Source organism: Pinirhizobacter sp. (genome assembly GCF_035317885.1).
In the GTDB taxonomy this organism is placed as follows: domain Bacteria; phylum Pseudomonadota; class Gammaproteobacteria; order Xanthomonadales; family Rhodanobacteraceae; genus Pinirhizobacter.
In genome coordinates, this window is sequence record NZ_DATHFX010000077.1 from 1 (window position 1) to 6,877 (window position 6,877).

General features: G+C 65.0%; 6 protein-coding genes and 1 pseudogene. 2 read left to right on the plus strand and 5 right to left on the minus strand.

Features of this window, described 5'->3' with window-relative positions:
- From VK519_RS02395 to clpB, 5 genes are all read right to left on the minus strand, one after another.
- Positions 1–192: lipase family protein (locus VK519_RS02395; protein ID WP_524538971.1), on the minus strand; the 192-nt coding region annotated here is incomplete at its 3' end.
- Positions 193–198: 6 nt separating this feature from the next.
- The gene (gene aspS / locus VK519_RS02400; RefSeq protein ID WP_324347309.1) at positions 199–1,968 is read right to left on the minus strand and encodes an aspartate--tRNA ligase; all 1,770 of its coding nucleotides are present in this window, start codon (positions 1,966–1,968) and stop codon (positions 199–201) included.
- Between the two features lie 88 nt (positions 1,969–2,056).
- The gene (locus VK519_RS02405) at positions 2,057–2,581 is read right to left on the minus strand and encodes a DUF3011 domain-containing protein (protein WP_324347311.1); all 525 of its coding nucleotides are present in this window, start codon (positions 2,579–2,581) and stop codon (positions 2,057–2,059) included.
- 120 nt (positions 2,582–2,701) lie between these two features.
- Entirely contained in the window at positions 2,702–3,019 is a 318-nt protein-coding gene (locus VK519_RS02410; RefSeq protein ID WP_324347313.1) for an FmdB family zinc ribbon protein, read from the minus strand.
- A 92-nt stretch (positions 3,020–3,111) separates the two neighbouring features.
- Complete coding sequence (gene clpB / locus VK519_RS02415; protein ID WP_324347315.1) at positions 3,112–5,718, minus strand: ATP-dependent chaperone ClpB; 2,607 nt, start codon at positions 5,716–5,718, stop codon at positions 3,112–3,114.
- A 191-nt stretch (positions 5,719–5,909) separates the two neighbouring features.
- On the opposite strand from clpB, the gene otsB reads away from it, so the two are divergent.
- On the plus strand, positions 5,910–6,665 hold the full coding sequence (gene otsB, locus VK519_RS02420) for a trehalose-phosphatase (RefSeq protein ID WP_324347317.1): 756 nt from the start codon (positions 5,910–5,912) through the stop codon (positions 6,663–6,665).
- A pseudogene (locus VK519_RS02425) lies at positions 6,662–6,877 on the plus strand (trehalose-6-phosphate synthase); the annotation flags it as partial. The gene otsB and the pseudogene VK519_RS02425, both read left to right, overlap by 4 nt.

Sequence of the window (6,877 nt, forward strand, 5' to 3'; positions counted from 1 at the left end):
CACCGGTCCCGGCGCCAGTTCGCGCATCTTCCGCTGCAGGCGGACGATCGCACGCTCGGGCGTGCCTGCCACGCTCATGTACTCGAAGCGATGAACTTGAAAGCCCTGCTCGATCAACCGGCGGCGCAGCAGGCCCATGGCGAAGGCACGCATCCACAGACCATGCAGCAGGATGACGTGCTCGGTCGCCACCGGCAGCTATCCCTTGCCCGGTGCGTCGGCCACGCGCACGTGCAGTTCCTTCAGCTGGGCAAGGGCCACCGGCGACGGGGCGTCGGTCATGAGGTCCTGGGCGCTGGTGGTCTTGGGGAAGGCGATGACGTCGCGGATCGATTCGGTACCGCCCATCAGCGCCGCGATGCGGTCGATGCCAAAGGCCAGGCCACCGTGGGGCGGCGCGCCGAATTTCAGTGCCTTGAGCAGGAAGCCGAACTTGGCCTCGGCTTCATCCGCGCCGATGCCAAGCAGGCCGAACACGGCGCTTTGCATGTCCGGGCGATGGATGCGGATCGAGCCGCCGCCGATCTCGTTGCCGTTGAGCACCATGTCGTAGCTGCGGCTAACCGCCGTGGCGGCGCTGGTGCGAAGGTCGTCAATGTCGTCGACTTTCGGTGCCGTGAACGGATGATGCAGCGCCACGAAACGCTGTTCCTCGGCATCGTATTCGAACATCGGGAAGTCGGTGACCCAAAGCGGCTTCCAGCCTTCGACCACGAAGCCACGGTCACGGCCGACCTTCAGGCGCACCTGGCCCATGAAGTCGGTGACCGTCTTCCAGGAACCTGCGCCGAAGAACAGCATGTCGCCGGTATCGGCACCGGTGAGGTCGAACAGCGAGGCCAGGGCGGTGTCGTCGAGGAACTTTGCCACGGGCGAGGCGACGCCTTCGCGCCCTTTGGATTTGTCTTCCACGCGCAGCCACGCCAGACCCTTGGCGCCGTACTTGGCGGCATGTTCGGTGAGCTGGTCGATATCCTTGCGGGTCATGGTGGCACCGCCGGGTACGCGCAGCGCGGCGACGCGGCCTTCCGGATCGTTCGCGGGACCTGCGAACACCTGGAATTCAACGTGCCTCACCGCACTGGCAACGTCCACCAGCTCCAGCGGGTTGCGAAGGTCGGGCTTGTCCGAGCCGAAGCGCTGCATGGCCTCGGCCCAGGTCATGCGCGGGAACGACGACTCCAGTTCGACGTCGATGACATCCTTGAACACGTGGCGGATCAGCGCCTCGACGAAATCCTGCACGTCGCGTTCTTCGACGAAGGCGAATTCAAGGTCGAGCTGGGTGAATTCCGGCTGCCGGTCGGCACGGAGGTCTTCGTCGCGGAAGCAGCGAGCGATCTGGTAGTAGCGGTCGAAGCCCGCCATCATCAGGATCTGCTTGAACAACTGCGGCGACTGCGGCAGCGCGTAGAACTGGCCCGGATGCACGCGGCTGGGCACCAGGTAGTCACGCGCGCCCTCGGGGGTGGCCTTGGTCAGGATCGGTGTTTCGATGTCCTGGAAACCAGCCTCGTCCAGATAACGGCGCAGCGAACGCACCAGGGCGATGCGCGTGCGCATGATCTTCTGCATCTCCGGACGGCGAAGGTCCAGGTAGCGGTAGGTCATGCGCATGTCTTCGTTGGGGTTCTCGTGCAGCGCGAATGGAAGGTCCTTCGCCGCGTTGAGCACCTCGATCGAGGCGGCCACCAGTTCTACCGTGCCGGTACGCAGCTTGTCATTGGCGGCGATGCGCTTGCGCACCGTACCTGAGACACGGATGCAATATTCGTAGCCGATCTCGCCGGCCACTTTGAAAGCAGCTTCGTTGTCGCGGTCGATCACAACCTGGGCAATGCCCTCGTGGTCGCGAAGGTCGACGAAGGCCACATGGCTTTGCAGGCGGAGCGTGTTGACCCAGCCACACAGGGTGACTTCCTGGCCTACCAGGGTCTCGTCGATGAGACCACAAAAGTGCGTACGCATGCGCTGCTGGCTCCGGGCCGCCGACGGCCATTATTCGGGTGGAAAAGACCCTGAATTCTAGCATGCGGCCCGGAGCCGGCCGCGATCATCAGCGGCGCTGGACGGCGAAACGCCCCCGGCAGCCACCATTGACCCAGATGCCGTCGCGGTTGGTGCCCCAGTTGCGGCCTTCGATGCAGCGAATGTCCGAATCGTTGTTGACGATGGCGACCCGTGCACCACGAAGATCGATCGGGCAGACCTTGTAGCGATTGTTCTCGCTGCCGCAGACCACGACCTGGTCGCGCCCGCCAGGCGGCCGACCACCACCCCACCCCGGACCGCCCGGCCGGCCGCCGGCCTCGGCAAACTGGCCACGGCAACCGCGGTCGACCCAGATGGCCCCGCGTTCGAAGCCCCAGTTGCGGCCCCTGTCGCAGCGGGTATCGGAATCCTGTTTCACCAGCTGGGCATCGCGCCAGGGCACGCTGCAGCGGGTGTATTTGCCGTCGACGCTACCGCAGGTCACCGCTTGGCCTTGGCCCCAGCGCTGCGCCTGTGCCGGCGCCACCACGAACGAAAGTCCCACCACCAGGCCCAACGTGGCCGCGAGGCCCCATGTACGCGCTTTCATCGTCCCTACTCCTTGCCATGCCGGCGCGGCTGCGCCATGGAGCAAGATCTTGCACTTTCCGTATGAACGAAGGAATACGCGACCGCCGGGAGGCGCCACATCGATTCAGCCGCCAGCGGGTCAATCGGCGCTGGCGGCTTTCGCGGGAGCGGCGGCAGGCTTTGGCACATCTGCCTTGGGGGCGTCTACCTTGGGGGTATCGGCTTTGGGCGCATCGGTCTTGCCGTCGCCGGCCAGATTTCGTTTTTTGTCCCCGTCCTTCTTGAAGTCGGTTTCATACCAGCCGCTGCCGGAGAGGCGGAAACCCGGGGCGCTGAGCATTCTTCCCACGCGCGGCTCGCCGCAAGTGGGGCAAACGGTGGGATCGGCGTCGGACAGTTTCTGCAGGCGCTCGAAGCGGTGGCCGCAGGCCTGGCACTGGAATTCGTAGATGGGCATGGGGCTTGGTTACCTGGTCGCAGCCGCTGATTATAGCGGTGAGTCCCGCTTCAGGCGCCGGACCGGCACCGGAAGCGGAACGGATCTTTTCGTCAAGACGCCCCGCCGCCCTTGCCAAACACCAGATGGCCGCCCTCGGCGCCGACGACGATGGTGTCGCCGCTGGCATACACGCCCGAGAGCAACTGTTGAGCCAGTGGGTTTTCCAGTTGCTGCTGCACGGCGCGCTTCAGTGGCCGCGCACCATACACGGGGTCGAATCCGACATTGGCCAGCAAGTCCAGCGCCGCATCGGAAATGTCGATCTTCAGCTGCCGCTCGGCCAGGCGCTTGCCCAGGTAGTCCAACTGGATGCGGGCGATGGCGCGGATCTGTGCTTTCTCCAGCGGACGGAACACCACCAGTTCGTCGAGGCGGTTGATGAATTCCGGGCGGAAATGCGCCTGCACCACGCCCAGCACCGAGGCCTTCATCTGCATGTAGTCCGCTTCTCTGTCGCCGTCGCCGTCGCCAGCCTGCTCCTGGATCAGGTTCGAGCCCAGGTTCGAGGTCATCACGATCACAGTGTTGCGGAAATCCACCGTACGGCCCTGGCCGTCGGTAAGGCGGCCGTCGTCGAGCACCTGCAACAGGATGTTGAAGACATCCGGATGGGCTTTTTCCACCTCGTCGAGCAGGATCACGCTGTAGGGCCGGCGGCGCACGGCCTCGGTGAGGTAACCACCCTCTTCGTAGCCGACGTAACCGGGGGGCGCGCCGACCAGGCGGCTCACCGAGTGCTTCTCCATGAACTCGCTCATGTCGATACGGACCATGGCATCGGGCGCATCGAAGAGGAAATTGGCCAGCGCCTTGCACAGTTCCGTCTTGCCCACGCCCGTGGGCCCCAGGAACAGGAACGAGCCATATGGGCGGTTGGGATCGGACAACCCGGCGCGCGCTCGGCGGATGGCATCGGCCACCGCTTTGACCGCCTCGTCCTGGCCTACCACGCGCTCGTGCAGCACGGTTTCCATCTGCAGGAGTTTCTCGCGCTCGCCCTCGAGCATCTTGGATACGGGAATACCCGTCCAGCGACTGACCACTTCGGCGATTTCCTCCGCGGTCACGCGATCCTGCACCAGCTTGAAGTTCTGCTGCTCGGCTTGTTGCGCGGCTTCCAGTTGCTTTTCAAGCTCAGGCAGCCTGCCGTACTGGATCTCGCTCATGCGGGCGTAATCCTGCCGGCGCTGTGCGGCTTCCAGTTCCAGCCGGGCTTCTTCGATCTGTTCCTTGATGCGAGTGGCGCCCTGCAGGGCGGCCTTCTCGGACTTCCACACCTCGTTGAGGTCGGAAAATTCCCGTTCCAGGGTATCGATGTCGGCTTCGAGATCCGCCAGGCGCTGGCGGGACTCTTCGTCCTTTTCCTTGCGCAGCATTTCGCGCTGGATCTTCAGCTGGATCAAGCGGCGTTCCAGGCGATCGAGTTCCTCGGGCTTGGAATCGATCTCCATGCGGATCCGCGACGCCGCTTCGTCCATCAGGTCGATCGCCTTGTCGGGCAACTGGCGATCGGCGATATAACGATGGGAGAGCGTCGCCGCGGCGACGATGGCAGGGTCGGTGATCTCCACGCCATGATGCACGGCGTAGCGCTCCTTCAGGCCACGCAGAATGGCGATGGTGTCCTCCACCGTGGGTTCGCCGACGAACACCTTCTGGAAGCGGCGCTCCAATGCTGCGTCTTTCTCGACATATTTGCGGTATTCGTCGAGCGTAGTGGCGCCGATGCAGTGCAACTCGCCCCGCGCCAGCGCAGGCTTCAACATATTGCCCGCATCCATGGCGCCATCGGCCTTGCCGGCGCCGACCATGGTGTGCAATTCGTCGATGAACAGGATCACCCGGCCTTCCTGCTTGGCCAGGTCGTTCAACACGGCCTTCAGGCGCTCCTCGAACTCACCGCGGAACTTAGCGCCCGCGATCAGCGCACCCATGTCCAGCGATAGCACGCGGCGGTTGCGCAGGCCTTCGGGCACCTCGTCGTTGACGATACGCTGGGCCAGCCCTTCGACAATGGCTGTCTTGCCCACGCCAGGCTCACCGATCAGCACGGGGTTGTTCTTGGTGCGCCGCTGCAACACCTGGATGGTGCGGCGGATCTCCTCGTCGCGGCCGATGACCGGGTCGAGCTTGCCGTTTTCGGCGCGCTCGGTGAGGTCGATGGTGTATTTCTCAAGCGCCTGGCGCTGCTCCTCGGCGTTCTCCGACTGCACTTTCTCACCGCCACGGAGCTTGTCGATCGCAGCCTCGAGCAGGACTTTGGTGGCGCCGGCCGCCTTCAGCGCCGCGCCGATTTCGCCGCGGTCCTCCAGGGCCGCCAGCACGAACAGTTCACTGGCGATGAATTGGTCGCCGCGTTGCTGGGCCAGCTTGTCGGTAAGGTTCAAAAGGCGCGTCAGCTCGTTGCCGATGCTGAGCGATCCTTCCTGACCGCTCACCTTCGGCAAGCGATCGAGGATCTCGCCGATCCGCTGGCGCAGGGCTGGCACGTTCACGTGGGCCTGTGTCAGCAGGGGCCCGGTGGACCCTCCCTGCTGGTCGATCAACGCCGCCATGACGTGTGCGGGCTCCAGCATGTTGTGGTCGCGGCCGACGGCGAGCGACTGGGCGTCGGCCAGCGCCTGCTGGAAGCGCGAGGTAAGTTTGTCCATGCGCATAACGGTTAAAACCCCATTCGTAGGTTTGGACGAACGCTGCCGGGACCCAGGCGCCGTCGTCGCTGATCCACAGATGCGGCCCGGCGGCCGCCGCTTCAAGCAGCATTCGTGCCGACATCGTGCCCCCTCCGCGCGCCGTTCACATCGACAGCTTCACACTTCCGTTATCCGCAGATGGAGATCGATGCAAGGTGAACGCCCGCCGCGCTGGATTGCCGCCCCCGCCCAAACCCGACCGCGGCCACCCCTGGGCCCTCTTCCTCGATGTCGACGGCACCCTGCTCGACTTCGTCGACGACCCTGCCGCCGTGCGGGTCACGCCGGCGCTGGCACGTTCACTCGATGCCCTGCACGAACGCCTCGACGGCGCCCTGGCCCTGGTCAGCGGACGCACCATCGCCGACCTTGACCGCCTGTTCCAGCGCGCTTCGTGGGCCGCGGCGGGACTTCACGGGTTCGAGCGGCGGAACAGCCAGGGCGCCATCGAACGGTTGCAGGTCAATCCAGCCCAGGTAGAGGAATTGCGGCGTAACACTGCCGCGCTAGCCCTGCAATTGCCCGGCATCCGGGTCGAGGACAAGGGCGTGGCGGTGGCCCTGCACTATCGCGAGGCGCCGCAACAAGGCGACGCACTGAAGCTGGCCGCTACCGCGCTCGCCGGGGAACTGCCCGGTTACGAACTCCAGCCGGGCAACCAGGTGGTGGAGTTCAAGCCACGCGGCATGGACAAGGGCATGGCCGTGGCGGGCCTGCTGCAGACGCCTCCGTTCAAGGGCCGCCTGCCTGTATACGTCGGCGACGATCTAACCGACGAACACGGCTTTCTGGCGGCCAACGCCCGCGGCGGGTTCTCCATACGCGTGGGCGACCGCGAGCCCAGCCAGGCCACCAGCACGCTGGCCGACGTCGCCTCGGTACACGCATGGCTTAAGGAGCTGGCCGCATGAGCCGGCTGGTTGTTATATCCAACCGGGTGGCCCTGCCCAAACAGACGCAGACGGGCGGCCTGGCCTCGGCAATGAACGCCGCCCTGCAGGAACGCGGCGGGCTGTGGTTCGGCTGGAGCGGCCACATCGGCAAGGAAAGCGGCACGGAAGTACACGAGGTCACCGAACGCAACATCAGCTACGCCACCATCGACCTTTCCCGCAAAGACCAC